This is a genomic window from Deltaproteobacteria bacterium, from assembly GCA_009930495.1.
GTDB lineage: Bacteria > Desulfobacterota > Desulfovibrionia > Desulfovibrionales > Desulfomicrobiaceae > Desulfomicrobium.
In genome coordinates this window covers 1-25,456 of the sequence record RZYB01000020.1, presented here as the reverse complement: position 1 = coordinate 25,456, position 25,456 = coordinate 1, and the positions used below count along the sequence as shown (strand labels likewise).

Here is a 25,456-nt window from a genome sequence, read left to right as displayed (position 1 = left end):
TTCCGTCGCCCGCAATCTGGCCGCGTCCCCTTCGCCGGTCCTGATTCTGGCCGTTGGCGGCTATGGGCGGGGCGAGCTTTTTCCCCACTCCGATATCGATGTGCTGGTGTCCATGCCGGACGCCGGCGGGCCCGACCCCGAGGACATGGCCCGGGCTCTTTTCTTGCCGCTTTGGGACGCGGGGTTTGAACTTGGCCACGGCATTCGCACCCAGGCCGAAACAGCGAGCCTGGCCCGGCGCGATTTCGAGGTGGCCTGCGCCCTGCTTGACGCCCGGCTTGTGTTTGGCCCGGTGTCCGCGTTTCGCGCCTTCATGGCCACCATGACCGCGTCCGTCCTTGTCCCGGAGCGCTCCCGGCTGGTGGAATGGCTCGGGCAACGCCTGGAGAGCCGCCAGCGCGCCAGCGATGTTCATTTTATCGCGCCCCATCTCAAGGAGGGCCGGGGTTGCCTGCGCGATGCCCAGACCATTGCCTGGTTGGACCGTGTTTTCGCCCTGACCGACTCCGGGCATGAGTCATTTCTCACGGCCGACGAAAAACGGGCCTTGCACCGGCACCGGTCCTTTTTGTCCTCGGTCCGTGTTTGTCTGCATCAGCTTGGAACCCGGAAGAACGATGTCCTGCACCTGGACGTGCAACCGGATCTTGCCGCCCGCATGGGCTTTGGAGAGCAATCCTCGGTACGTGGGGTGGAGCGATTTCTTTCACGACTGCACCGCGCCATGGCCGACATCCAGCTTTTAAGCCGTCTGACTCTGGCCAGGGCCCGTTTGGGCAAGGCTGGTGTTCATGGGGAGCGATTTTCGGATGGGCTCGATTTTTCGGCCCTGTCCGCCGATCCGGGGTTTGTGCTCGAGCTTTTTCGCCACAGTGTCCAGACCGGCTCGCCCCTGGGCTGGGAGGCGCGGCGGACCATCCAGGCCGGGATTTCCCTCTACCCCCAAGGATGGCGGAGGGACCATGCCGATAAGTTCGAGACCGTCTTGCGCGCCCATGGCGCGGCCCAGGCCCTGGAGCAGATGTTCGAGACCGGATTCTTGAGTGCCTTCGTGCCCGAGTTTGGCCGCGTCGCCTACGTCGTGCAATACGACGCCTACCATCTCCGGCCAGTTGCCGCGCACCTTTTGGAAACCGTGCGCCAGGTGGATCACGTTCTCCCCGACGATGAATTTTTGGGTGAGTATCTGGCCCCCGTCCGTTTCGAGCCGGGTCTGCGCTGGGCGGCGCTGCTCCATGATATCGGCAAGGGCGAGGAGGACCATTCCCTGCGTGGCGCCGTGCTAGGCCGCGAAATTATGACGCGTCTCGGCCGGGACCCCAAGACCGTGGATACGGCCGAATTTTTAATCCGGCATCATTTGCTTTTGGTCCACACCGCGACCCGGCGCGATCTGGGCGAGGAAGGCGTGATCGTGGGCTTGGCCCAAACTGTCGGCTCTGTCGCCCGGCTGGATTTGCTGACGCTTCTGACCGTGGCCGATTCCAGGGCCACGGGCCCCAAGGCCTGGACTCCGTGGATATGCAACCTGCTCCGTGAATTGTACTTCAAAACCCGCAACATCTTGGAATCGTTTCTGTCCGGGGAACACAGCGCCAGTCGTCTGGCCAGAGTCCGCGATGCGTTGCGGCGTGCCCGGCCCGAGGGCTGGACCGGGCGGGATTTTGAACGAGTGTTGATGGTCATGCCCGCCCGGTATCTGCTCCAGACTCCGGACAGCCGGATCATGGCCCACATCGATCTGGTGCGTGATTTTCGCGCGGCTGGGGCGCCGTTTGTGATGACCCATGAGCACGAGCCCCTGTCCCGCTCGTTCCAGCTGACCCTGATCGGCCGCGACCGCGCCGGATTTTTCGCCCGCGCCTGCGTGGCCCTGCACCGTCATGGCTTGGCCATCTGGTCGGCCGAGCTGTGTACCTGGGACGATGGAACCGTGGTCGATGTCCTCTGGGTGGGGGAGCCGGCCGACATGCTCTACGCGGACCACGCCTTTGATCGGGTCAGGAAGACTCTGGTTGGTCTTCTGGAGGATGAATCCGGCCTGGACACGTTTCAGGCCGGTGTCACCACCCGTCACAAAAAGGGCTTCGCGGCGGATGAAGAGCTGGTTTCGGTCCGCGCCGACAACAATTTCTCGGATTTTCACACCGTCTTGACCGTGCGGGCTCCCGATGCGGGCGGACTTTTGGCCACGGTCTCCCTGGCCCTGTACCGGTTGGGCGTCGATGTGATCCTGGCCCGGATCGCGACCCAGGCCGACAAGGCCATGGATACCTTCCATGTCCGCCACAACGGCGAGAAGATTCCCGATGGGGAACTCTCCCGGCTGGAAGCCTGTCTGCGCCTGCTGCTGTGCAGCCTGTATGCCTAGGCCGTGGACTCGATCAGCCAATCTTCGAGCGTGGGCGGGACGGTCAGGCATCGGTATTTGGGAGTCCATTCGCAGTGGGCCGTCAATTCCGTGCCATGCTGGATGATGGAAATGGGGCGGTCCGCGCTGACCACGACCAGGATGACCTGATCATGATCGGCCGTGAACCGGAGCGCGGAATTGAATCGCGCCCCGCGGGCCCGGTTCTCGCCGGCCACGGCCCGGCCGTCGAGCAGGGCCGCGAAAGCGTGGAGCTTCAAGTACATCATGTCGATATGCAGGGCGCCATCGACCTTGGCCAGGGATTTGGCCAGGTCCAGGTCCACGAGGCGCCGCAGATCCAGGGGGTCATTCAGATGCTGGCCGGAGATGCTGGCCAGGGGGCATCCATGATCCAGGACCAGGGCGCAGCCATGCTTGCGTTCCTGGGCGCTGGACACCAGGGCCGTGACCACCTTCATGATCGCATAGATGCGATTGCTGTCTATCTTGAGCTCGAGCAGGATTTCTTCCAGCTGGACCAGATTGGGTTTCCGGTTGGAGGAGTGGAAGCCGCCATCGGCGAAACTGCAAACCGCCTCGTCCTGGACCTGAATGAACCCGTGCCGGCCTCGAAATTCCGCCACCACCGAGAAATCCGGCATGCGACCCGTGCCGATGCCGATGATCTGGTGCCCGTCGCTGACCAGCTTGTGCCGGTTGGCCTCCACGGCCTGGAGAAGTTTGCGGATATGCTTGATATCCTTCATGGCCGGGCGCTCAAAGGCGCCGAATGTCGCCAAGTAGTGCACGAGGCGGGCGTGGGCGGGCTCGACGAAGATCAGATCGCCCCAGGGCCAGCAGCCTTCTTCCTGGGTCTTGGAAATGCCTTGGATGGCCTCCAGAATGGGGTAGATACGCAGTTGGGTGTCCAGACCGACGCTCAGGTTGCGGACATCGATGATGTGGTCGCGCACGGCGTGGGTGGCGAAATCCTGCAGCACGTAGCTGGATGTGCCCAGATCCAGGGGAGAGGCGGTGCCCATATCCTGGGACATGAGCCGGCAGGCGTGTTCCAGCCAGCGTTCCGTCGGCCCGGTGGAGCACATGTCGCGGTGTTGTTCCGTGAACCACATTTGGTAGGCGAGGTTCGTCGATCGTCCACCAAAGGAGATCAGGCCCGAGAGCTCCAGGTTGCCACAGCGTACCACGTCCTCGCGGAGTTCCATGCCGGTGCAGTGTCGCCAGCGTTGGTCCCGGAGATACAGTTCCTGGAGCCGGGGTTCGTGACCGCGCAACAAGTCCTGGGGGTCGTGGACGCGCAGGGGGGTGGTGTCCGAAACGCAATAGACGAGGGCGGCCCGGCTGGGCCCGGAAAATTTGGTCAGGCCGTTACAGAGACCGTCGTGGATGTGGTAGATGCATTTGATGAGGAAAAGATCGTTCATGCGCCGCCCTGTTGATGGGGTTGCCTTCTGGCTAGCCCATCGCCGGTTTTCGGTCAATCGGGCCTGGCGTCTTGCACTTGCTTCCCCAGGAATTATCAGGCGCGAACAAGCAAGGAGGCACCATGCACGAAGTCAGTTTGAACCGGATGATCACCGACTATATTTCCGGGGACGCAATCCCGGAAACCACCTACGAGGATTTACGACAGGGCTTGGCCCGGATGCTGGTCGAGGACAAGGATTATCCCAAGAGCCGCGTGCGTCCCAAGCATGAGATCGCCTACGAGGTGAATGGCGAGGCGCATTCCGCCGTCATTGATATCGCGGTTTTTTCCGAGGAGGGACGGCCTTTGCTGGCGCTGTTCTTTTGTCCGGGGGAGATTGGCTCCTTCGTGCGTCAGGCCACGGCCGCGGCCAGGATCCATCTGCCCGAGCCCTTTCCCCTGGTCGCGGTGACGGATTCCATGGATATCGTGGTCGTGGCCACGCAATCGGGGGACAGCGTCGGCGATGGATTCAGCGGTGTGCCGCGATGGCCGGATTTGGAACCCCTGGCCAGGGCGCATCCGGTGGCTGTCCTGTCCGAGGCGCGGATACGCGGCGAACGACGGATTCTCCTCGCGTATTCCGGCCTTGCCGGGCCCTGTTGTGGTGGGGACTGTGACGCGTGAAGCGGTGGGCCGGCCTTTAGAGGTCGGCCCATTTTTCGTGATGGACCATGGCCCCCACGCCCAGGGCCTCGGTCAGGTCCTCCTGGGTGATACCCACGGCGCCGACCTGGCCGACGACCACCCCGGCCGCGCAGTTGGCGATCATGCATGAGGTCAGAAGGTCCAGTCCCGCGCTCAGGCCCAGGGACACGACGCCGATGACCGTATCGCCGGCGCCGGTGACGTCGAAAACATCGCGGGCCATGGTCGGAAGGTGAAAAATTCCATGCCCGGGCAAAAACACGGCCATGCCGTCGCTCCCCAGGGTGATGACCAGGGTTTGCAGGGCGCGTTCGCGCAGGATCTTGATGCCGACCTCAATGATGTCGTTTTTGTTCTTGACGGGCATCTCGGCGCCCTCGGAGGCTTCCTTGGTGTTTGGCGTCATGCAGTACAGGCCGGAATAGAAGGGGAAATTGCAGGTCTTGGGATCGAGCACGACCTTTTGACCGGCTTTGATCCTTGGTCCGAACCACTTCAGAAATTCCGGGGAAATGACGCCCTTGCCGTAGTCGGACAGGACCACGACATCGAATTCCGGCAGGCAGGCGTCCACGGCCTCGGTCAGATCGCGGAATTCCGCGTCATCGAACGGCGTTGCTGTTTCTAGGTCCACGCGCAGCATTTGCTGATGCGCGGCCATGATTCGAGTCTTGAGCGTTGTTTCCCTGGCCGTGGACATGAGCAACCTGGCGTCCACGTCGAGATCGGCGCAGATGCGGGCGAGGTTCTGGCCATACAGGTCCTGGCCGCAAACGCTGATCAAGGTGGCCTTGCCGCCGAGCATGGCGATGTTCTGGGCCACGTTTCCGGCGCCGCCGATCTTGAATTCCTGGTCCGTGACCTTGACGATGGGCACCGGCGCTTCTGGGGAGATGCGTTCCACGACGCCGCGTTGGTATTGGTCGAGCATGATGTCGCCGATGATGAGCACCTTGGCGCCGATCATGCGCGAGGCGTTGAAGGCGAGGTTCATGCCGGTTCCTCCGTGGCCAGACGCCCGAGCAGGGCGGCGATGTGCTCCCGTTCTTCGGCCGTGGCGTAGCTGAGCACGATCCGGCCCTTGTTCTCGGTGCCGGCGCAATCGATCTTGAATGGATAGCGTTGGCCCAGGTTCTGGCTCAGTCCCTGTAGATCCGAGGGAAGGTGTTTCTTTTTCGGAGTTTTGTCCGGGGCGGCCTGTTGGTTATGCTTGAATTTCTTGACCAGGTCTTCGGTGGCGCGCACCGTGAGTTCCTTGGTTTGGACCATGCCGGCGAGAAATTCCATGGCCTTGGGGTCCTCGATGGCGAGCAGGGCCCGGGCGTGCCCGGCGGTCAGAATGCCCGATTCGAGCCGGGCCTGCACGGTGTCCGGCAGTCTGAGCAGACGCAGGCAATTGGTCACGGCGGGCCGGCTTTTGCCAATCTTATCGGCCAGATCCTCCTGGGTGATCTGAAAATGCTCCTTGATCAGCCCCAGGGCCCGCGCTTCCTCCATGGGATTGAGGTCCTCGCGCTGCAAATTTTCGATCAGGGCGATGGCCATGCTTTCGCGGTCGTCCATGGGGCGCACGATGCATTCGATGCGGGTCAGGCCGGCCATGCGGCTAGCCCGCCAACGTCGCTCCCCGGCCACGATTTCGTAGCTCCCGGCTGTTTCCATGGGACGGACCAGCACGGGCTGGATCAGTCCCTGGGCCTTGATGGACGCCGCCAATTCTTCCAGGGCCGTTTCGTCGAAATGGTGACGCGGCTGATGGGCATTGGGGCTCAGGGCGTCGATGTCCAGCGTGACAATTTCGGCATCGGGCTCGGGTTCGACAACGCGGCTTTTGATGAGTACATCAAGGCCCCGTCCAAGTCCTCGTTTTTTCATGGTCATGTCAGTCTCGTTTTGTTTGAACCGTTTTGTGCAATCCAACCAAGGGAGTAATCATGGATACGAATACAGCGATCAGCTATCTCGTGGATGCCCAGGGCCGGCCTCGGGGCGTCGTGCTCGACGAGGAATTGTGGGGCCATGTGTGCCAGCATGTTCTTGGCGTGCTGGAAAGGTTGTGCCCCACGGAGTCTGTCATCGTCGAGCCCATGGCCGATTATGCCTTGCTCGAAAAGTACTGGGACCTTCGCTACGAGCTGCCCACGGATGTGGTTTGCGAGGTGTGCGGTGCGTCCACGGCCAACTGGCGGGAGGACGAGCCGCGTAAATTCATGCTTCGGGCCGCCAACATGGGGGGGCTGCTCGCGTTCCAGTGTCAAAACTGCAAATCCCGGATCACCAAGCGCCATTTCAAGGACAAGGTGACGGTGACCTGCGCCCCTCACGCCTCCTGTACCTGCGGCTGAAGGCGAGTATTCTCCATCAGTTCCTGCGCCAGGGTGATGTAGGACTGGGTTCCCAGGGATCGGATATCGTACAGAATGGCCGGCAAGCCGTGGCTAGGCGCTTCCGAGAGACGGACATTCCTGGGGATGGTGGTGGCGAAGACAAGCTCTCCGAAATGGTCCCGGACTTCACGTTCGACCATGAAGGAGAGCTTGTTTCGTTTGTCGAACATGGTCAGCAAAATGCCCAGGATTTCCAGGTTCGGGTTGAGCCGTTCCTGGATCAGGGCGTGGGTTTTCATGAGATGGGCGATGCCTTCCAGGGCGTAATATTCACACTGCAACGGAACCAGAAGCCATTTGGCCGCGCTCAGGGCGTTGATGGTGATCAGTCCCAGGGACGGGGGGCAGTCGATGAGGATGTAGTCGTATTCGTCGGTCACCGTGTCGACGATGGCGCGCAGGATGAATTCCCGGTTGGGCGCGTCGTTGAGCTCTATTTCCGCTCCGACCAGGTCCGGGGTCGACGGCAGAATCCGAAGATATTCCATGTCCGTTCCACGGATAATGGCCCGCGCCTTTTCCGGGGTAAACAGCGCCTGGTACACGGATTTTTTCAGGCTGCCGACATCCACGCCCAGGCCGCTCGATGCATTGGCCTGCGGATCGCAGTCAATGACGAGGACCCGTTGTTCCATGGCCGCCAGGGACGCGGCCAGGTTCACGGTCGTGGTCGTTTTGCCGACACCGCCCTTTTGATTCGCCAAAACAAGAGTCTGGGCCACGTTGCGCTCCTTGTGTCAGGAAAGTTTCACGGGAAACTAGAGGCCGTAATAGTCCGCGTACCATGCGATGAAACGTTCAATGCCCGTTTCGATGCTTGTCGATGGCTTGAAGCCCACGTCGCGGACCAGATCGTCAACGTTGGCATAGGTGGCCGGCACGTCGCCGGGCTGCAGGTCCATGTAGCAACGCTGGGCTTTTTTGCCCAGTGCCTGCTCCAGCACCGTGATGAATCGTTCCAGCTCGACGGTGTTGTTGTTGCCGATGTTGTAGAGGCGGTACGGCGCCGGTGAGGATCCGGGATCGGGCGCGTTGCCGTCCCATTTGGGATTGGGGCTGGGGATGTGGTGCACCACGCGGACCACGCCTTCGACAATGTCATCGATATACGTGAAATCCCGACGCATTTTTCCGTGATTGAAGATGTTGATCGGTTTGTTGTCGCGGATGGCCTGGGTGAACAGGAACAGGGCCATGTCCGGCCGTCCCCACGGTCCATAGACCGTGAAAAAGCGCAAGCCAGTGGTCGGGAGCTGGTACAGGTAGCTGTAGGTATGCGCCATGAGTTCGTTGGATTTTTTGCTGGCCGCGTACAGGCTGATGGGATGGTCCACGTTGTCATGGACGGAAAAGGGCATGTTCGTGTTCAGCCCGTAGACGGAGCTGGATGACGCGTACACAAGATGCTTGGTGCCGTGGTGGCGGCAGCATTCCAGCAGGTTGGCGAAGCCGACAATGTTTGAATCGATATAGGATTTGGGATTGAGCAGCGAATACCGCACCCCGGCCTGGGCCGCGAGATTGACGACATGGGTGAAGCCATGGGCCGCGAAATATTCGTCCAGCCGTGCGTGATCGGCCAAATCAATGGGTTCGAAATGGAAATGCTTCTCCTTTTCAAGGAGTTGCAAACGATCCTTTTTGAGTTCGACGGAATAGTAGTCGTTGAGGTTGTCCAGCCCGAAAACCTGCGCGTCCGTCCGTAGAAAGCGTCGCGCCAGATGAAAGCCGATGAAGCCGGCCGCGCCCGTGATCAGAATTTTCATGAACTGCTCCGTGTGAATCAAAACGTTGAGGAGTCCCTAGCCCAAGGCCGATACGGGGGCAACCCGCAATTCCGCGCTCCTTGGCCGGCGGGCGTGAGCGCGTCGCGGTTTTTCGGGGATCAGCGTCGCGGGAGGCGGAACGTGGCGGGGGCGCTTTTCAGGAAATCCCAGGCACTGCTTTTGGCGGCGTGGTCGCCGGCGATCATGGCGTCCAGGCTTGGGAGAACCTTCACGGTGATGCTCCGTGACGTAAGCGTGTCCAGGGCCGCTGGGTCGCCGAGTCCGGTCGCGGCCCCGAAGACCAGGATCAGGCGGGGCTGAAAGATTTCCAACCCCGTTTCAAGAATCCGCTCCCTGCCCGTGGCCGGCCAGACGCAGATTTCCGAATCCGTCCAGCCGCCTTGGGCGCGGGCCGCGTCTTGGATTTTTCGGAAAAGTTCAAGACGGACCGGAGCGTTGAGGGCTTGGAGATCCGCGTAGAGTTCGGCGTAGGTCCACAGTGTCGTGATCGGTGCCTGTTTCCCGTGAAACAGTGCCCGCAACACCGGTGGGAGGGCTGGGGTCGGTGGCACGACCGGAGGGGCGTCGTGGACAGTCTCGGCCCTGGTTTCGATTTTGGCCGATGGTGGCGGCGTGGCGATTCCGTCGTCACCGGGATCTACGCGCCACAGATGGGTGACGCCAAGGCGTTTCAGGATACGGTTGTTTTCCGAGAGGGCGTGTTCAGCAAGATCCAATCCCAGATCCTCCATGCGATTTCAGGCTTGGGCAGGACTGGCCACCATTCCTGGCGTCCCCAACGATCAAGGACAAAAACCCGGTTGGTGGACGAGGCAAAGCCCGCGCCAGATTCATCTATGGGATTGGCGACGAGCAGATCAAGCTGTTTTTTGTCCAGTTTGCGGGTCGCGTTCTGGACCAGATCCTCGGCTTCGGCCGCGAAGCCAATGGTTTGCTGGTTCGCGGCCTTGTCGCGACTCAGCGTGGCCAGAATGTCCGGATTCGATTCAAACCGCAGGGTTAGGTCCTGGGCATTTTTTTTGAATTTGCCCCGATCACAGGCAGGGGGGCGGAAGTCGGCCACGGCCGCCGTGAAGCAACCGACGTCCTGGGATGGAAAAAGGTCGCTGGCCGCGGTGAACATGTCCCGGGCCGAAACCACGGGTATGGTCTTGATCATGGCCGGCAGTTTCAGGGCGATGGGGCCGTGGATGGCCGTGACCTGGGCGCCACGCAGCGCCGCGCCGATGGCCAGGCTGGCGCCCATGCGGCCGGTGGAGGGGTTGGACCAGAACCGGGCCTTGTCGAAGTATTCCCTGGTCGGGCCGAGGGTGACCATGATGCGTTGCCCGGCCAGATCCTGGGGGGCCAGGGAGGCCAGGGCGTGGATGAAAATTTCATCGAGATCGGCCAGGCGGCCCGACCCCGTGTCGCCGCAGGCGACTGTCCCGCATACCGGCCCGACGAGACGGATGCCCCGTTCGAGGAGGACGCGGACGTTGTCCTGGGTGGCGGGATTGCCCCACATGCGTGGGTTCATGGCTGGAGCGGCCAGGATCGGGCCGGCAAAGGCCAGGAGCTGGCAACTCAGGATGTCGTCCGCGATGCCGTGGGCCATTTTGGCCAGCATGTTGGCCGTGGCCGGGGCCACGACAAACGCGTCGGCGCATCCGGGCTCCAGGTGGTCATAGTTGGCGCCGTCGGTGAACAGACCGGTATGGAGCGGATCGGCGCCCAGGGCGGAGAACGACAATGGCGTGACGAAATTTTGGGCCGAGGCGGTCAAGGTCGTTCCGACCTGGATGTGCAGACGCGAAAAGGCCCTGGTCAATTCCAGGGCCTTGTAGGCGGCCACGGAGCCGGTCACTCCGAGCTGGATACGTTTCCCGTGAAACGTGTCGAAGAAGTAGTGCTCGGGGATCACTGTGACAGCGTCCGTTCGGAATCAAGCGGGGCGCCCGAGGAGGAGCCGGCCGGAGTCCCGGAATAGGGATAGGTGTCAACGGGCTGGGCGCCGGTGGAGTACGCCGGCGCGGAGCCAGCGGGGACGCGGTAGGAAACCCAGACTTCAAGATTGGTGTAATAGATCGGGTCCTCGGCGATGGTGATGACGGTCACGCGGTTTTCCTTGGTGAAGACCAGCAGATAGCGCTGATACTTCTGGTAGGTCAGCATGGTCCAGCCGTCCTTGGGCATGGTATTGGAAAAAAAATCAAACAAGGAGATGGGTTCGACCCGGCCCTTGAATTTCATCACGCCGATCTTGCCTTGGTCCGTGGGGGTGATGGTCGATTTGTCCGTCTGGAGTTCCATTTCGGCTGGAACACGGATATCGCTGAAATCATAGTAAAAGCTGGATTGAACAGGGGGCTCGGACGGGGCTGCTGGATCTTGCGATGATCCGGGCATGAGGTTGGCGCAACCCCATGAGGACAGCAACAGAAACAAAACGGCACATTTCAGATAGCGCATGCGGGTCTTCCTTTGCGGTATGTCGTTGGAGAGTTACAAAAGGACGGGCTGTCCCTCTTTGGAAAAATTAGCATCTCCAGGCCCGATTTCAAGTTTTTTTTCCTCGCGGGCGCGGGCCTGGTCGGCCATGCGCAAGGCGTCGCGGGCTTCCTCGAGCCATCCTCCCTGTTCGAACGACTGCGCGGCCAGCACATACATGCGGGCGGTTCCGTCCGTGTAGATCGATTCGATCAGCTCGTCGAAGGAACCCCTGAAAACCCGCCGCACCACGTCGCGCTGGGCATGGAGAAAGCGCGCCAGCAAGGGGTTTTCATGGTGTAGGGGAAGGTATAGAATGAACATGCGCTTGCAGTGAAAGAGAATGAAGCGCACCCGGCGCACTTCGCGTTCAATGCTTTCGTTGGTCTGTTCAATGACGGCGTAGAGCTCGGACCCGATGTGCTGCTCCTCGGGACTGAGCCCCGGATTGGCCTGGAGGTTTTTGAACCGGGGCTTGTAATTCATCTGCTGGTAGGCGTCTTCCTTGAGTTTGATGCATTCGTGGAAGATGTATCCCAGGGCCCAGTCCAGATATTCGCCCAGTACCGCGTGACGGGTTCTGGTTTCGTTTCGGAAAAGCAGGTGGGCCGTGTCCTTGAGACGCCACAGCAAGCCCTTGCTGTTTTGGCGGCCGAGCAGATCGTCGAAAAAATGGAAGCTGACCGTGCCGGATGCATCGAATTCCGTGAAATGACCCTCCAGGGCGTTGGCGATTTGGCAGAAGTCACGGATTACATCGCGGACAAAGGATTCCTGCTTGGAAAGCAACCAGCTTTTGGACATGACACTCCCTGGATGGAAATAAACTGGTGTCCATGTACGGCACGTCCATGAACACGTCAAACGCAAGCGGGCACGATGCAAGCACGAGTAAAGATCACGGACGCGGAAAATCTGGCCATGTCGCGGTCCGGCCTGGACACGGTAGTGTTCACCAATGGCTGTTTCGACATTCTGCACCCCGGCCATGTGGATTATCTGGCCCGGGCCCGGGCCCTGGGCTCGCGCCTGGTGGTGGGCCTCAACAGCGACGCCTCGGTGACTCGCCTCAAGGGGCCAGGCCGCCCCGTGAACGATCAGGCCAGTCGGGCCCTGGTCCTGGCCGCCCTGGAATGCGTCGATCATGTGGTCGTTTTTGACGAGGACACGCCCTTGGAACTGATCCGAAAGGTGCGTCCCGACGTGCTGGTCAAGGGCGGAGACTGGAGCGTGGACAAGATTGTCGGCCGCGACCTGGTCGAGGCCCGGGGTGGCCGTGTCCTGTCCCTGCCGCTGTTGCCCGGCCATTCGACAACGGCCATCATCGAACGGATACTGACGTTGCATGGAGTGGTCCGGACCCATGAGTAATCCCTTTTCCCGTCGGATCGTCTACTCCCTGGCCTATCTGCTGGACGTCCTGGTCAGCGAGGGCGAGATCACCCCCAGCCAGTCCGCGATCATCGCCGACCATGCCCGCAAGAGCAGTCTGGACTTGGACAGCCCGGACGGCCTGGATTATCTGATTCGTTTCAATATCCGCCGGCCGCCTCGGGAAGAGGGGCAGGCCGAGAGCCGCATCACCGAGGATGTCATCCTCAAGGCCGTGGGCCGGCGCGAGGGCGTGGAGTTTCGGAAGGTCGATCCCTTTGACCTGGACATGGACGTGACCACCAAGACCATCTCCGAGAGCTTCGCGCGCAAGAACACGCTTGTGCCGATCATGATCCGCGACGGCGAGTTGGAGCTCGTGGTCCACAATCCGTTCCGCCCCGAACTCTGGCACGACATGGAACGGGTCAGTGCCTTGCCGTACAAGGTTTTTCTCGGCACGCGCCAGGACATCGAGCGCCTTGTCGACGATTTTTATCAGTTCCGCACGGCCATCCAGGCGGCGGAAATCGAGTTCATGTCCTCCAACGAGCTGGGCAATCTCGAGGCACGGGTCAAGGTCGAGGAAAAATCGGACCCGACCTCGCACAAGCACATCATCAAGGCCGTGGATTACCTGTTGCGTTCGGCCCTGCGCGAGCGGGCCAGTGACATCCACATGGAGCCCAAGCGCGACCACGCCCTGGTCCGGTTCCGCATCGACGGCATCCTGCATGATCTGCACCGCCTCCCCATGACCGTGCATCTGGCCATGATCAACCGCATCAAGGGCATGAGCCGTCTGGACATTTCCGAGCGGCGCCGGCCCCAGGACGGCCGCGTGCAGCTGGTTCTGGCGGGCACGCCCACGGACGTGCGCGTTTCGACCATTCCTGTCGCCTTTGGCGAGAAGATGGTCATGCGCCTGCTTTCCAGCGACACGACGCTCAAAAACCTGGAAGAGCTCGGCATGCGGCCGGAGCAATACGCCGTTTTCCAGAAGTTTTTGCACAGCACCTACGGCCTGATCCTGGTCACCGGCCCCACGGGCAGCGGCAAATCGACCTCGCTGTATTCGACGCTGAAGGTTCTGGCCAATCCCCGCGTCAATGTCGTCACCCTGGAGGACCCCATCGAAATGGTGGTCGACGATTTCAATCAGATCGGCATCCAGAGCAAGATCGGAGTCACCTTTGGCCAGATGCTGCGCCACATTCTGCGTCAGGATCCAGACATCATCATGATCGGCGAGATGCGCGACCTGGAGACGGCCGAACAGGCCGTGCAGGCGGCGTTGACCGGGCACATCGTGTTTTCCACCCTGCATACCAACGACGCCAGCTCGGCCCTGACCCGGTTGCTTGACCTGGGCCTGGACGCCTATCTCATCAACGCCTCGGTCATCGGCTGCATCGCCCAGCGTCTGGTGCGGACCATCTGCCCCCATTGCAAGGCCCAGTACACGCCGGATTACGAGCAGCTGGCGGCCCTGGGGGGAGGTGATTTCATCAAACCCGGACAAAAGCTTTGGAAGGGGCTGGGGTGCGAACATTGCCGTCAGACCGGGTTTTACGGACGGACCGGGATTTTCGAGATTCTTCCCTTTGACACCGAAATCAAGGAAGCCGTGCGCCGCAACATCGACCTGGCGGATCTGCGGGCCCTGGTCCGGAGCAAAAAGGTGGCGTCGCTGTTCGAGGACGGCATGGACAGGGTGGTGCGTGGCGTGACCACGTTCGAGGAAGTGCTGCGCGTGGCCGGCGGCTCGATCGATTAGCGCGGCGTGACCGAGGCCTTGCCCTTGGGTGGCGGGAAAAGCTTTTGCAGGGCGGCGAAGGTTTGATCCAGGGAGGCGGGTTCCTCGACGCGTTGTTGCAAAAAAACACGGATGGGATTGATCATGTCCAGGGCCTGGTCGATTTCCGGATTGTTGCCCCTGGTGTAGGCGCCGATATTCACCATGTCCTCGACCCGGTTGTACGTGGCCAAAAGCCGGATCAGAACGCGGGCGGATTCGCGCACCGGCGCGGGGCAGACATCGGAGCTCAAGCGGCTGACGCTCTTGAGGACGTCGATGGACGGGTAATGTCCCTGGTCGGCCAGGTCGCGGGTCAGGACGATGTGTCCGTCCAGGATGGAGCGGACCGCGTCGGCCACGGGTTCGTTGAAATCGTCGCCCTCGACCAGCACCGTGTAGATCCCGGTGATGCTGCCCGTGGCCGAGCGCCCGGCCCGTTCCAGCAGGCGGGGCAGGTGCGAAAAAACCGTTGGCGTATAGCCGCGCGTGGTCGGCGGCTCGCCGGCGGCCAGCCCGACCTCGCGCGCGGCCATGGCGAAACGGGTCACCGAATCCATCATGAGCAGCACGTCCTTGCCCTGGTCGCGGAAAAATTCAGCCATGGCCGTGGCCGCGTAGGCGGCGCGCATGCGCACCAACGGGCCCTGATCCGAGGTGGCCACGATCAGCACGGAGCGGGCCAGCCCTTCGGGGCCAAGATCTTTTTCCATGAATTCGATAACTTCCCGACCGCGTTCACCGATCAGTCCGATGACGTTGATGTCAGCGGCCGTGTATCTGGCCATCATGCCCATGAGGGTGCTCTTGCCGACGCCGGAACCGGCCATGATGCCGACGCGCTGCCCCTTGCCCAGGGTCAGCAGGCCGTTGATGGCCCGCACCCCGACATCGAGGGGCTCGGAAATGCGCGGCCGGGTCAGGGGATTGGGCGGATCGGCGTAGAGTGGGTTGAAACGGCCGGGAATGAGGCGGATGCCCGGTTTCAGGGGGCGGCCAAAGGCGTCGATGGACTGCCCCAGATACCGGTTGCCCACGGGAAAAAGAGGCGGCGTGCTCGTGTTGCGGATCAGGCTGCCCGGACTGATGCCGCGCATTTCGCCGTACGGCATGAGCAGGACCACATCGTCCCGGAAGCCGACCACCTCGGCTTGGATGATGTGGGAGGACCGGGCGTCGGGAATGAGTTCGCAGGTCGAACCCAGGGGCGCCTTGATACCCCGCCCCTCGGCCACCAGACCGATGACCTTGGTCACCGTGCCATAGGCCTGGACCGGGTCCATGTCCCGGAGCAGGTTCAGGATGCCGTCCAGGTCCGGGGTCACGCCTGATCCGTGCCCGCGTCCAGGGCGGCGCGGACCTGGTCGAGGCGCGTGGCGATGGCGTTATCGACCACGCCCTCGCCGCATTCCAGCCGGACTCCGCCCGGAGCCAGTTCCGGGGAAACTTTCAGAACCAGCTCGGGAAGCTGGGACGACGCGGCCTTGAGGGCCGCGAGCTGCTCCTTGGCCAGTTCCGCGTCCTGGGGCGCGACAAGGACGGTGACGGTGGACGTGGCGTGCAGATGGGCCACGGCTTCTTCCAGGAGACCGCCAAGAATCTGCTCGCGGTGGGCGTCGAGGACGATGCCCAGGGTTTTTTCGAAGGCCAGGCGCAGAATGGCGAACAGGGTGTGTTCGTGGGTTTTGTACAGACGCTCTTTCTCGGCCGCGAGGCTGGCTTCCAGGCCGGACAGCAGGGCGCCGATCCTGGCTTTTTCCTGGGCTATCCCGGCGCTGATCTCGGTTTGGGCGTCCTTGAGGCCTTCCTGGCGCGCGGCCTGTCGGATTTGGTCGGCCTCGGCCAAGGCCGAGGCCAGGATGTCCTTGGCCATGAGCTGAGCGCGTTCGCGAACTTGATCCATGTAGCGGGCCTCTGTTTCGTCGTTCCAAAGCGGCGTGTCCGGTCGGGCGGACGGGCTGAAATCTCCGTGAAGGCCCAGGATGACCCGGCCAGGGGCTTGGGTGGGGCTAGACAAGGACCTCGCCTCCGCTGCCCGCGATGACGATACGTCCCTCGGCTTCCAGTCGGCGGACCTGCTTGACGATGCCCTGCTGCGCCGCTTCCACTTCGGACAGCTTGACCGGTCCCATGATTTCCAGATCCTCGCGGATCATGTTGCCGGCGCGTTCCGACAGGTTCTTGAAGAACTTTTCGCGCAATTCCTCGGGCGCGGCCTTCAGGGCCAGGGTCAGGTCCTCGTTGCTGATTTCTTTCAAGACCTCGCGGATGCCCTTGTCGTCGAGTTTCATGATGTCCTCGAAGACGAACATGAGCTGCTTGATCTCGTCGGCCAGCTGCGCGCTTTCTTCCTCGATGTCGGCCATGATTTCCTCTTCCGTGGCCCGGTCGATGGCGTTGAGGATTTCGGCCACCGAGCCGACGCCGCCGACCTTTTTGCCTTCCTTGCCGCCGATGGCGATGAGCTGGCTTTGCAGCACGCGGTCCACCTCCATCAGCATTTCCTCGGGAACGGCTTCGAGCTTGGCCAGGCGGACCAGAACCTCGGCCCGGACACCGGGACCAAGTTGCTGGATGAGGTTGCCGGCGTTGTCGGGGGGCAGGTGCCCCAGGATCAGGGCCAGGGTCTGGGGATGCTCGTTGCGCAGGATCTGGGCCAGAATCTTGGGACTGACGTTGCCCAGTTCCTTGAAGGGCTGGGGGCCGGTGGCGAAGTCCAGCTCTTCCAGGATATAGCGGGCGGTGTCCGAATCCAGGCTGGCGGAAATCACCTTGCGGACCTGTTCCGGGCCGCCGTAGAGCATTTCCTTGCCGATGGTCATGGCCTGGTTGAATTCGCGCAGCACTTCCTCGGCCTGTTCCTTGTCCACGCTGTCCAGCTTGGCCATGGCCCGGGAAATGGCGGTGATTTCGGCCCGGTCGAGCTTCTTGAAGACATCGGCCGCGAAGGCTTCGCCCAGGGCCAGCACCAGGATGGCTGTTTTCTGGGGGCCGGTCAGCTTGGCGCCTGTCGCCACCTAGGCTTCTCCCTCGGTCAACCATTGCCGCATGATCATGATGGCTTGATCCATGTTCTGCTCCACGAGTTGCTGTGCCAGGAATTTGGCGTTTTCGATTCGCTTGACCGCGTCCATGGCTTCGAGATCTTCCGCGCTCATGCCCTCGGTCAGGGCCATGCGCTCCTGGGCCGCGTCCAGTTCCTGGGCGCTCTGCGCCGTTGCTTCCGTGACCTTGGGTTTGATCATGGCCAAAACCAGCGGACGGATAACGAAGATCAGGAAGAGGAGGATGACCAGGGTATTCAGCAGGGGCTTGCCCAACAGATGGAAATACCTGGAGGTGACATCCAAAAGCGGCACCTGCGCTTCGAGGCCCGGGTCGCCGAAAGACACGGAGGAGACCTCGATGGCGTCGCCACGGGTGTCGTCGAAGCCCACCGCGCGTTGGGTCAGCTGCCGGATCTGGGTCAGTTCCTCTTCGGTCAGGGGCTCGAAGACCGAGCTGCCGTCGGCCTGCTTCGTATACTTGCCATCGACCAGGACGGCAACACTCAGGCGTTTGATGGCCCCGATTTGGGCGACGATCTGCTGTTCTTCCTTGTTGATGTCGAAATTCGTGGTCGCGGTCGTCCGGGTGCTTTCCTGGGACGTGCCCGAGGCCAGGGCATTGTCGTTTTCACCCTGATAGCGGGGGTCTGGCGGACCGCCGTCGACATTGGCCGAGCCCCTGTTTTCCTCCTCGCTCTTGACCTCGCTGCGGACCACCGCGGACTTGGGATCGTAAATTTCCTTGCGGATGGTGGTCCGGTTGAAATCCAGATCGGCGTTGACCCTGGCGATAACCCGGCCCGGCCCGACAATGGGCAGCAGGAGCTGCTCGACGCGCTGTTCCAGATTGCGTTGCATCGTCTGCTGGTATTCCATCTGGGTCGAGGACAGGCCGCCCAGTTCGGCGTTGGCCTTGGGCTCGTAGAGAACCTTGCCCCGGTTGTCGGCCACGGTGATGTGCTCGGACGTCAAGCCCTCGACGCTCGTGGAGACAAGGTTGACGATGGCCTGGACCTGTTGCGAGGTCAGGGATCGACCGCTTTTCAGGGTCAGCATGATGGCCGCCGAGGGCGGCGCCTGCTCCTCGATGAACAGGCTCTTGTTGGGCAGAACCAGATGGACGCGGGCGCTTTCGACCTCGGGCAGCTCCGTGATCGTTCTGGACAGCTCGCCCTGCAGGGCGCGCTGGTAATTGATGTCCTGGACGAAATTGGTCTGGCCGATGGCGTTGCTGTCGAAAATTTCAAATCCGATGCCCTGGCCGTGCAGGGTGCCCTCGCCCGCGAGTTTGAGCCGGACTTCGTGAACCTGCTCCGCCGGCACGAGGATGCTCGTTCCGGAACCGGAATCGGCAATTTGATAGGGTATTTTTTCCTTCTGCAGCAAATCGACGACGCTGGCGGCGTCTTCCTGGTACAGCTGGCTGTAGAGAACGCGGTAGTCTTCCTTGTTCAGCCAGAACACCAGGCCGAAAAAGATGGCCACCATGACGGCCAGAAGGCCGCCCATCATGATGCGTTGGGCCGAACTGCGGTTGGCCCAGAATTCAGTGGCCTTGTCCAGGGTTGTCGTCAGGAAGGGGGGCATGGCGGTACCTCGCGGAATAGGGGATCGATCAACTCAGGCCTAGAACTGGATGCGCATGAGTTCCTGGTAGGCGTTCATGACCTTGTTGCGCACGGCCGAGGTCATATCCATGGCCAGTCCGGCCTTTTGCAGGGTGATCATCAGTTCGTGCACGTTTTGGGTCTTGCCCGAGGCGAACTCCTCGATCATTTTGCCATTTTCGATTTGCATCTCGTTGACCGTGGCCAGGGAGTCCTCGATGGTCTGGGCAAAGGACTGCGTGGCCCGTTCGGTGCCTGTCTTCGCGGTTCCGAGTCCGGACCCGCCTTTCTGGAATTCCGCGGCGGCCGAGTAGGCCTTGAGGGCGATGGGCGAAATGGTCATGGCGAAACTCCTTATCTGCCGATTTCAAGAGCCTTGGTGAACATGCTCTTGGACGTGGTGATGGTCGAGACATTGGCCTCGTAGGCGCGCATGGCCGAGAGCATGTTGGTCATTTCCTCGACCACGTTGATGTCCGGATAACTGACGTAGCCCTCTTCGTCCGCGTCCGGATGATTGGGCTCGTAGACGCGCTTCAGCGGACGGTTGTCGTTGCGGATGGATTCGGCCCGGACGCCCTTCATCTCGCGGTCATGGGCCGTCTGCATGGCCTTGGAAAAGGGCGTTTCCACGTCCGCTTCCTTGAAGATGACGTCCTTGCGCCGATACGGCCCCCCGCTGGCGGTGCGGGTGGTCTTGGCGTTGGCCAGGTTCATGGAAATGACATTGAGATGGGTGCGCTCGGCCTTGAGGCCGGAGGCGCCGATGTCGATGGCGGTCATGAAGTCCATTATTTGCCTCCATCCTGAATGATTTGCTTCAGGCCGGTGAAATTCTTCGCCATGACGGTGCTCAGGGCGTTGTACATCAGGTTATTCTTGGCCATGATGGCCATTTCCGTGTCCAGATCCACGTTGTCCACGCCGGGAACCACACGCGGGGCAAAGTCCTTGCTCAGGGAGGCCTCGGTGGCGTCCGGGGAAAAATCGTGCGGCATGTGCCTGGGATGAGTCCGGGCCACGGCGCCGGATTCGGACAGATTCAGGGCCGCCTGGAGGTCCTTTTCAAATTCCAGGCGGCGGGCCTTGTAGCCGGGGGTATTGAGATTGGCCAAATTGGAGCTGACAACATTTTGACGCTGAAGCTGGAAGTCCATGACCTTGGCCGTGAGATCGATATGGCTGGAGAACAGGCTTTTCATCGCATTTATCCTTGCCGTCCGAGGGTTTGAGCGAACCGAGCAGGGCGTGCTCGCGGGGACGGCGTAAGGGTCTAAGCAATGACCATTCCAGTTTTTTGTGAAAATGCGTTTTGATTGTGATTTCGAGAAAATAGAACAAATCGAAAAAAATCCGCAAGCGGCGCGGGGTCTTTTAGTTTTGTTGGCATCGGAGTTGCTTAAAGCTGGGCGGGTGGGAAAAAGGTCCCACTCGAAAATACATGTGGAGGATGAACCATGAGCTCGCATCTCGATTACGAAATCAACAAGGAACTTGGGGAATGCTATCTTTTCATGGGCGAATTGGAAAAGGCCGAGAGCTATTACCAGAAGGCCGCCAGCAGCAACGGCGTGCATCCCGATCCATATCTGGGTCTGGCCACCATCGCCGTCCAGCGTGGGGATTTGGGACAGGCCATGGCCCTGTATGAAAAGGCGGAACGGATTTCCTCTTCGCACAAGTCCCTGGCCGGCATGGCGCTGATCGCCATGCAGCAGGGCGACAGCGCCCACGCGTTCGATCTCTATTCCCAGGCCCTGGCGCTCAAGCCCGAGAACCTGATCGCCCTGTTCGGACTGGTGCAGACCGCCCATGTCCTTGGCCGCACGGCCGACGCGGTGGAGCCCTTGACGCGGTATCTGGATGTGCATCCGGAAAAGAGCGAGGTGCGCTATGCCCTGGCCGGATGTCTCCTGGCCAGCGGTCGCGCCCAGGAAGCGCGGGCACACGCGGAAATTCTGCTGGAGCGCGATCCCGCCTACGGTCCGGCCAAGGAGCTTTTGGCGCAGCTGTAAGTTTCGCGTCCGGTCCATCCTCCGAACGATCCGCCAGGCGGCGCACCTGGTGGATCGTTCCCTTGCCAAGCCGGGTCAAAGCTGGCAGTGCACGGCGAATATTTTTTTCGGGAGGGATATATCATGGAAATGCTGCCAATTCGCCGGGCCATCCTGAGCGTCACGGATAAGTCCAATCTGGAGGAGTTCGCTCGGTTTTTACAGGAAACGGGCGTGGAACTGGTGTCCACGGGCGGGACCAGGAAAAAGCTCGTGCAGTCCGGCCTCAAGGTTCGATCCGTCAGCGATGTGACCGGATTCCCGGAAATTCTGGGTGGCCGGGTCAAGACCCTGCATCCCCATGTCCATGCCGGCATCCTGGCCGACAAGGACGACCCCACCCACATGCAGACCCTCAAGGACCTGCATCTGGCGCCGTTTGATCTGATCTGCGTCAATCTTTACAATTTCGCCGAAGCGGTCCGCCAGACCCTGGAAGACAAGCAGGCCGTGGAACAGATCGACATCGGCGGCCCGACCATGCTCCGCGCCTCGGCCAAGAATTTCCATTCCGTGGCCGTTATCCCCGATCCATCCCACTACGCCGAGTGCATGGCCGAAATGCGGGCCAATGGCGGCTGCCTGTCCCTGGCCTTCCGCAAGCGCATGGCCGTGGCCACCTTTGCCCTGACGTCCGCCTACGACCGCATGATCACCGATTACCTGAGCCGCTCCTGACAGGAGCGGCCCGCCACGGAGCCCAGCCATCGCATCCAAACCTCTCGGCAATCTGACGGGCCTCAAGCCCAGCCAAGTCTCGGCCATTTCCCGCCTGTATAACCGGCGTTTTCCCGATCAGGGCGGCTTCACGCCGGACCAGGCCAAGGAGCTGGCCATCCTGAGCCGGGGCGTGAACCGGCAGATCGGCGTGCTCATCAACCGCAAGGGCGTGCCGGTCATGGTCCTTGTCGGCGAGCCCGACGGCATCTTCATCCCCGAATTGTCGCGGCACCGTCAGGCGGATTCGCGTCTGTCCGGCCTGCGGTTGCTCCATACCCATCTCGACGGGGCGCTGCTGACCCAGGAAGATCTCATGGACATGGTCTTTCTGCGTCTGGACGCGGTCTGTGTGCTGACGGTCGCGCCCGACGGTCAGCCGCGCACCTGCCAGATCGCCCATCTGCTGCCGCCCAATGCCGACGAAAAGCCGTACACGGTGCATCCGGCCATGATTTGGGACGAGGTGGATTTTGATTTCGGAGCCTCGGTCGTGGCCCTGGAAGACGAGCTGGCCCGCACCGGGCAGACCGTGGCGGCTTCGGCCCGCGAGGGCGCGGCCATTCTGGTCAGTGTCGGGTCCCAGCCTAAAAACGTGCAGGAGCGATCCCTGGCCGAGCTGGCCGAATTGGCGGCCACGGCTGGATTGGATGTGGCCGGAACCGTGGTGCAGCGGGTCGGCCAGGTTAATCCCAAGCTCATTTTGGGCAGGGGCAAGCTGGCCGAGCTGGAAGTGCTGGCCCTGCAGAAGAACGCGGCGACCCTGGTTTTCGATCAGGAGCTCACGCCCACCCAACAGCGTAATTTGAGCCAGCTGACCGAGCGCAAGGTTTTGGACCGCACCCAGCTCATTCTGGATATCTTTGCCCAGCACGCCCAGACCCGCGAGGGCAAACTCCAGGTGGAAATGGCCCAGCTCAAGTATATGATGCCGCGTCTGGTTGGCCAGAACCGGGCCCTGAGCCGCCTGACCGGCGGCATTGGCGGTCGCGGTCCGGGCGAGACGCGTCTGGAAATGGATCGGCGCAAGATCCGCGACCGCTTGAGCCAGCTCAAGACCGAACTCGGCAACGTGCGCAAGCACCGTACCGCCACGCGCGGCCGCCGCGACAAGGCCGGGCTGCCCATCGTCTCCCTGGTGGGCTACACCAATGCCGGAAAATCGACGCTCCTCAACACCCTGACCCAGAGCGGCGTTCTGGCCGCCAACAAGCTCTTCGCCACCCTGGATCCGACCAGCCGCCGCCTGCGTTTCCCCGAGGATCGGGAACTCATCCTGACCGACACCGTCGGCTTCATCCGCCACCTGCCGGCGGACCTGCGCGAGGCCTTCATGGCCACGCTGGAGGAGCTGGAAAACGCCGACGTGCTCGTGCATGTGGCCGACGCCTCCCATCCGGAAATGGACGCCCAGCTCGAAGCCGTGGAATCCATCCTGCGCGACCTGTCCATCGACACCATCCCGCGCATCCTGGCCCTGAACAAGGTCGATCGCATCAGCGTCGAGGAACGCGAGCGCCTGGCCTTTGTCTATCCGGACGCTGTGTTCATCTCGGCGATTGACCGGCCGAGTCTGGCGCCATTGGTGACGCGCATCACCGGGTTCTTTTTCTCCGACAATACTCCGACGTAAGAGGCCAAAGCCAAATCGGAACACCCCAGTTGCCAGGTGTTTCTTGCAACTGTGGACATGTTTTTTAGAGATAAAAATGAAGAAAGATCATCCTGGCTGGGGTTTTGCGTTCAGCAGGGAAGACATTGATACCGCAAGGCGGAATAATGGATTGCTCAGCATGGAGCTGGAGCTTTCCAGGGAATGCAATTTGCGTTGCATCTATTGCTACGCAGATTCGGGAGACGCGCTTGCCGGCGAGCTGAGTCATGAGGAAATCATCTCGGCCATCGATCAAGCGGTTGCCCTGGGGGCGCGTAAAATTGTCGTTTTGGGGGGCGGGGAGCCTTTGTGCTATCCGCGCGTCCTCGACGTGTTGGCCTACCTGCGCGCCAAAAAGGTTGAGATCGAGCTGTTCACGAACGGGATGCGCATCACGCCTGAATTGGCGCGAAAGTTCAAGGAGCTTGGCGTTCGGCCCGTCATCAAAATGAATAGTCTGCGCCCGGGGGTTCAGGATGTCCTGGCCGGGCGGAAAGGCGCCTTCGCGAAAATCCGTCGGGGGCTCGACGCCCTGTTGGTGGCCGGGTATCCGGCTGACGGTTTGCCGCTCGGGGCCCAGACCGTCATGTGCCGTCACAATTACGACGAACTCCCCGCGATGTGGACTTGGCTGCGTGAGCGGAATATCACCCCGTATTTTGAAATACTCACGCTGCAGGGGCGGGCGCGGCGCCATCCGGATCTCGAACTCACGCCGCAAGAGTTGCGCCGCGTCTTTGAGCGGTTATGTCGTATCGACGCCGAACATTTCGGGTACACCTGGGAGCCTCATCCCGCCGTGGCCGCGTTTTGCTGTGACCGGCACGAATATTCCTGCACGGTCAGCGTCACGGGTGACATCTATCCCTGCCCTGGCGTCAATCTTCCCGTGGGCAATCTCCGGACTGCACCGCTCGCGGAAATTTTGAGCTCAAGCCCCGTCATCCGCGATTTGCGTGATATCCGCGCTACCATCAAGGGCGCATGCGCCAGCTGTGATTTGAAATCGGAGTGTTACGGTTGTCGGGGCATGGCATACCAGGCCACCGGCGACTATCTCGCGGCCGATCCGCTGTGTTGGCGCATCTAGAACGTCCTCCTCCCGCGCTGCGCGTCGCCGAAAATCCCGTCGATTCGGCGTTTCGTCTCCCCCTCCCTTACTCCACATCCCAATCCGAGGCCTTGCCCAGGCTGTTGACCGGCAGCGCTGGCCCAAGGGTCCAGGATCTGGGAAGTTCCGCTGCCGACAAACGATCCCCGGCCCAGGCTTTCAGTTCCCGACGCAAGGCGGCCGGGTCCGTCCCGTCGCGCCCGACGACAAAAGCCTTCAGGCGCTGCCCTTCCTCGGGTCGCATGAGGCGGACCGCGCAGTCCCGCACGAGGGGATGCGTTCGCAGCAGGGCCGCGATTTTGTCCGGGTGGACATTCACGCCCGCCACCTGCACGGCCTTGTCCGTTCTTCTGACCGGCCGGAAGTGGCGGGTGTCCTCCCATTCGACGACGTCGGGCAGCGGATACGGGCCGGTGGTGCCGCCTTCGGGCATGCGACGCCGCAGGGCGGAGGGCTGGCCGTCGGCGGAGATTTCCGGTTGCCAGAAAGGAAACAGGGTGTAGGCGTCGGTCGGCCGATGGCGGCAGCCGAGGCCGCCGGTTTCGGACGAACCATAGACTTCGGTCATGCGCGTGAGTCCGAGATCCAGCAGGGCGTGGATGCTGTCGGCCGGGCAGGGGCCGGTCGAGGTCACGCCCTGGAGACCGCCGGGCAGGGGGCGGCCCAGGTCGGCCAGGGACTTCCAGAACAGAGGAAAGGCCACGACAAGGTCGCCGGGTCCGAGTCCCGCCGTGGAGATGGCCGCGGGCACGGGCGCCAACTCCAGCACCGGGGTGTTCAAGACCTTGGGTAGGAGGATGGTGAACAGGAAGCCGTAGATGTGGTGGCGCGGAACCAGGGCGACGATGCGTCGGCAACCGGCATGGATGTCCGCTTGGGCCATGATTTCCTGCTCAAGCAGGGCCGTCTTCTGGCGACATGGGACCGGAACCCCGGTGCTGCCGGAGGTCATGAAAACGATTTCGGT

At 61.7% G+C, this 25,456-nt stretch carries 25 protein-coding genes and 1 pseudogene; 9 read left to right on the top strand and 17 right to left on the bottom strand.

Annotated features, from left to right (window positions below):
* Nucleotides 1-2,371: HD domain-containing protein (locus tag EOL86_03610; protein ID NCD24667.1), on the top strand; the 2,371-nt coding region annotated here is incomplete at its 5' end.
* Here the strand turns inward: EOL86_03610 and EOL86_03605 are convergent.
* Entirely contained in the window at nucleotides 2,368-3,798 is a 1,431-nt protein-coding gene (locus tag EOL86_03605; GenBank protein ID NCD24666.1) for a DNA-binding protein, read from the bottom strand. The genes EOL86_03610 and EOL86_03605 overlap by 4 nt on opposite strands.
* Before the next feature lie 122 nt (nucleotides 3,799-3,920).
* On the opposite strand from EOL86_03605, the gene EOL86_03600 reads away from it, so the two are divergent.
* Nucleotides 3,921-4,469: a type I restriction endonuclease subunit R gene (locus EOL86_03600; GenBank protein ID NCD24665.1), complete on the top strand. Its 549-nt coding sequence runs from the start codon at nucleotides 3,921-3,923 to the stop codon at nucleotides 4,467-4,469.
* Between the two features lie 16 nt (nucleotides 4,470-4,485).
* On the opposite strand, the gene EOL86_03595 is transcribed toward EOL86_03600, so the two are convergent.
* Both EOL86_03595 and EOL86_03590 read right to left on the bottom strand, forming a co-directional pair.
* Nucleotides 4,486-5,484 (bottom strand): D-glycero-beta-D-manno-heptose-7-phosphate kinase, encoded by a 999-nt coding sequence (locus EOL86_03595; GenBank protein NCD24664.1) that lies wholly within the window; start codon nucleotides 5,482-5,484, stop codon nucleotides 4,486-4,488.
* Nucleotides 5,481-6,371: a ParB/RepB/Spo0J family partition protein gene (locus EOL86_03590; GenBank protein ID NCD24663.1), complete on the bottom strand. Its 891-nt coding sequence runs from the start codon at nucleotides 6,369-6,371 to the stop codon at nucleotides 5,481-5,483. Before EOL86_03590 ends, EOL86_03595 begins: the two co-directional genes overlap by 4 nt.
* Before the next feature lie 53 nt (nucleotides 6,372-6,424).
* On the opposite strand from EOL86_03590, the gene EOL86_03585 reads away from it, so the two are divergent.
* Nucleotides 6,425-6,835: a hypothetical protein gene (locus EOL86_03585; protein ID NCD24662.1), complete on the top strand. Its 411-nt coding sequence runs from the start codon at nucleotides 6,425-6,427 to the stop codon at nucleotides 6,833-6,835.
* Here EOL86_03585 and EOL86_03580 read toward each other — a convergent pair.
* The 6 genes and pseudogenes from EOL86_03580 to EOL86_03555 form a co-directional block, all read right to left on the bottom strand.
* Entirely contained in the window at nucleotides 6,811-7,599 is a 789-nt protein-coding gene (locus EOL86_03580) for a ParA family protein (protein NCD24661.1), read from the bottom strand. The two genes, EOL86_03585 and EOL86_03580, sit on opposite strands and share 25 nt — an antisense overlap.
* Nucleotides 7,600-7,635: 36 nt before the next feature.
* Nucleotides 7,636-8,643 carry an NAD-dependent epimerase gene (locus EOL86_03575; protein ID NCD24660.1) on the bottom strand — a complete coding sequence of 336 codons (1,008 nt, stop codon included), beginning with the start codon at nucleotides 8,641-8,643 and terminating at the stop codon, nucleotides 7,636-7,638.
* 119 nt (nucleotides 8,644-8,762) lie between these two features.
* Nucleotides 8,763-9,380: a hypothetical protein gene (locus EOL86_03570; protein ID NCD24659.1), complete on the bottom strand. Its 618-nt coding sequence runs from the start codon at nucleotides 9,378-9,380 to the stop codon at nucleotides 8,763-8,765.
* Nucleotides 9,335-10,567 (bottom strand): bifunctional phosphopantothenoylcysteine decarboxylase/phosphopantothenate--cysteine ligase CoaBC, encoded by a 1,233-nt coding sequence (gene coaBC / locus EOL86_03565; protein NCD24658.1) that lies wholly within the window; start codon nucleotides 10,565-10,567, stop codon nucleotides 9,335-9,337. The genes EOL86_03570 and coaBC overlap by 46 nt, the downstream gene beginning before the upstream one ends.
* Nucleotides 10,564-11,115 (bottom strand): hypothetical protein, encoded by a 552-nt coding sequence (locus EOL86_03560; protein ID NCD24657.1) that lies wholly within the window; start codon nucleotides 11,113-11,115, stop codon nucleotides 10,564-10,566. The genes coaBC and EOL86_03560 overlap by 4 nt, the downstream gene beginning before the upstream one ends.
* 144 nt (nucleotides 11,116-11,259) lie before the next feature.
* Nucleotides 11,260-11,937, bottom strand: a pseudogene (locus tag EOL86_03555) (hypothetical protein).
* A 75-nt stretch (nucleotides 11,938-12,012) separates the two neighbouring features.
* Here EOL86_03555 and rfaE2 point away from each other — a divergent pair.
* Nucleotides 12,013-12,504 (top strand): D-glycero-beta-D-manno-heptose 1-phosphate adenylyltransferase, encoded by a 492-nt coding sequence (gene rfaE2, locus EOL86_03550; GenBank protein NCD24656.1) that lies wholly within the window; start codon nucleotides 12,013-12,015, stop codon nucleotides 12,502-12,504.
* Nucleotides 12,497-14,281 carry a type II/IV secretion system protein gene (locus EOL86_03545; protein ID NCD24655.1) on the top strand — a complete coding sequence of 595 codons (1,785 nt, stop codon included), beginning with the start codon at nucleotides 12,497-12,499 and terminating at the stop codon, nucleotides 14,279-14,281. Before rfaE2 ends, EOL86_03545 begins: the two co-directional genes overlap by 8 nt.
* Here the strand turns inward: EOL86_03545 and EOL86_03540 are convergent.
* Genes EOL86_03540 through flgB form a run of 7 tightly spaced genes read right to left on the bottom strand, consistent with a single transcriptional unit; the run spans nucleotide 14,278 to nucleotide 20,155 of the window.
* Nucleotides 14,278-15,582 carry a FliI/YscN family ATPase gene (locus tag EOL86_03540; protein ID NCD24654.1) on the bottom strand — a complete coding sequence of 435 codons (1,305 nt, stop codon included), beginning with the start codon at nucleotides 15,580-15,582 and terminating at the stop codon, nucleotides 14,278-14,280. The two genes, EOL86_03545 and EOL86_03540, sit on opposite strands and share 4 nt — an antisense overlap.
* Nucleotides 15,583-15,620: 38 nt before the next feature.
* On the bottom strand, nucleotides 15,621-16,316 hold the full coding sequence (locus tag EOL86_03535) for a hypothetical protein (GenBank protein ID NCD24653.1): 696 nt from the start codon (nucleotides 16,314-16,316) through the stop codon (nucleotides 15,621-15,623).
* Nucleotides 16,309-17,316 carry a flagellar motor switch protein FliG gene (gene fliG / locus EOL86_03530; GenBank protein NCD24652.1) on the bottom strand — a complete coding sequence of 336 codons (1,008 nt, stop codon included), beginning with the start codon at nucleotides 17,314-17,316 and terminating at the stop codon, nucleotides 16,309-16,311. The genes EOL86_03535 and fliG overlap by 8 nt, the downstream gene beginning before the upstream one ends.
* Nucleotides 17,317-18,933 (bottom strand): flagellar M-ring protein FliF, encoded by a 1,617-nt coding sequence (fliF, locus tag EOL86_03525; protein ID NCD24651.1) that lies wholly within the window; start codon nucleotides 18,931-18,933, stop codon nucleotides 17,317-17,319.
* Nucleotides 18,934-18,972: 39 nt separating this feature from the next.
* Nucleotides 18,973-19,296 carry a flagellar hook-basal body complex protein FliE gene (gene fliE, locus EOL86_03520; protein NCD24650.1) on the bottom strand — a complete coding sequence of 108 codons (324 nt, stop codon included), beginning with the start codon at nucleotides 19,294-19,296 and terminating at the stop codon, nucleotides 18,973-18,975.
* A gap of 11 nt (nucleotides 19,297-19,307) precedes the next feature.
* The gene (gene flgC / locus EOL86_03515; GenBank protein ID NCD24649.1) at nucleotides 19,308-19,745 is read right to left on the bottom strand and encodes a flagellar basal body rod protein FlgC; all 438 of its coding nucleotides are present in this window, start codon (nucleotides 19,743-19,745) and stop codon (nucleotides 19,308-19,310) included.
* A complete protein-coding gene (gene flgB, locus EOL86_03510; protein ID NCD24648.1) occupies nucleotides 19,745-20,155 on the bottom strand; it encodes a flagellar basal body rod protein FlgB in 411 nt (136 codons plus the stop codon). Before flgB ends, flgC begins: the two co-directional genes overlap by 1 nt.
* A 255-nt stretch (nucleotides 20,156-20,410) precedes the next feature.
* On the opposite strand from flgB, the gene EOL86_03505 reads away from it, so the two are divergent.
* From EOL86_03505 to EOL86_03490, 4 genes are all read left to right on the top strand, one after another.
* Nucleotides 20,411-20,968 carry a tetratricopeptide repeat protein gene (locus tag EOL86_03505; GenBank protein ID NCD24647.1) on the top strand — a complete coding sequence of 186 codons (558 nt, stop codon included), beginning with the start codon at nucleotides 20,411-20,413 and terminating at the stop codon, nucleotides 20,966-20,968.
* Between the two features lie 123 nt (nucleotides 20,969-21,091).
* Complete coding sequence (locus EOL86_03500; GenBank protein NCD24646.1) at nucleotides 21,092-21,685, top strand: IMP cyclohydrolase; 594 nt, start codon at nucleotides 21,092-21,094, stop codon at nucleotides 21,683-21,685.
* 28 nt (nucleotides 21,686-21,713) lie between these two features.
* Nucleotides 21,714-23,357, top strand: a complete 1,644-nt coding sequence (gene hflX / locus EOL86_03495) for a GTPase HflX (protein ID NCD24645.1) — start codon at nucleotides 21,714-21,716, stop codon at nucleotides 23,355-23,357.
* Between the two features lie 76 nt (nucleotides 23,358-23,433).
* On the top strand, nucleotides 23,434-24,468 hold the full coding sequence (locus EOL86_03490) for a radical SAM protein (GenBank protein NCD24644.1): 1,035 nt from the start codon (nucleotides 23,434-23,436) through the stop codon (nucleotides 24,466-24,468).
* A 67-nt stretch (nucleotides 24,469-24,535) separates the two neighbouring features.
* Here the strand turns inward: EOL86_03490 and EOL86_03485 are convergent.
* Nucleotides 24,536-25,456 (bottom strand): 4-coumarate--CoA ligase (locus EOL86_03485; GenBank protein ID NCD24643.1); only part of this gene is annotated, 921 nt, incomplete at its 5' end.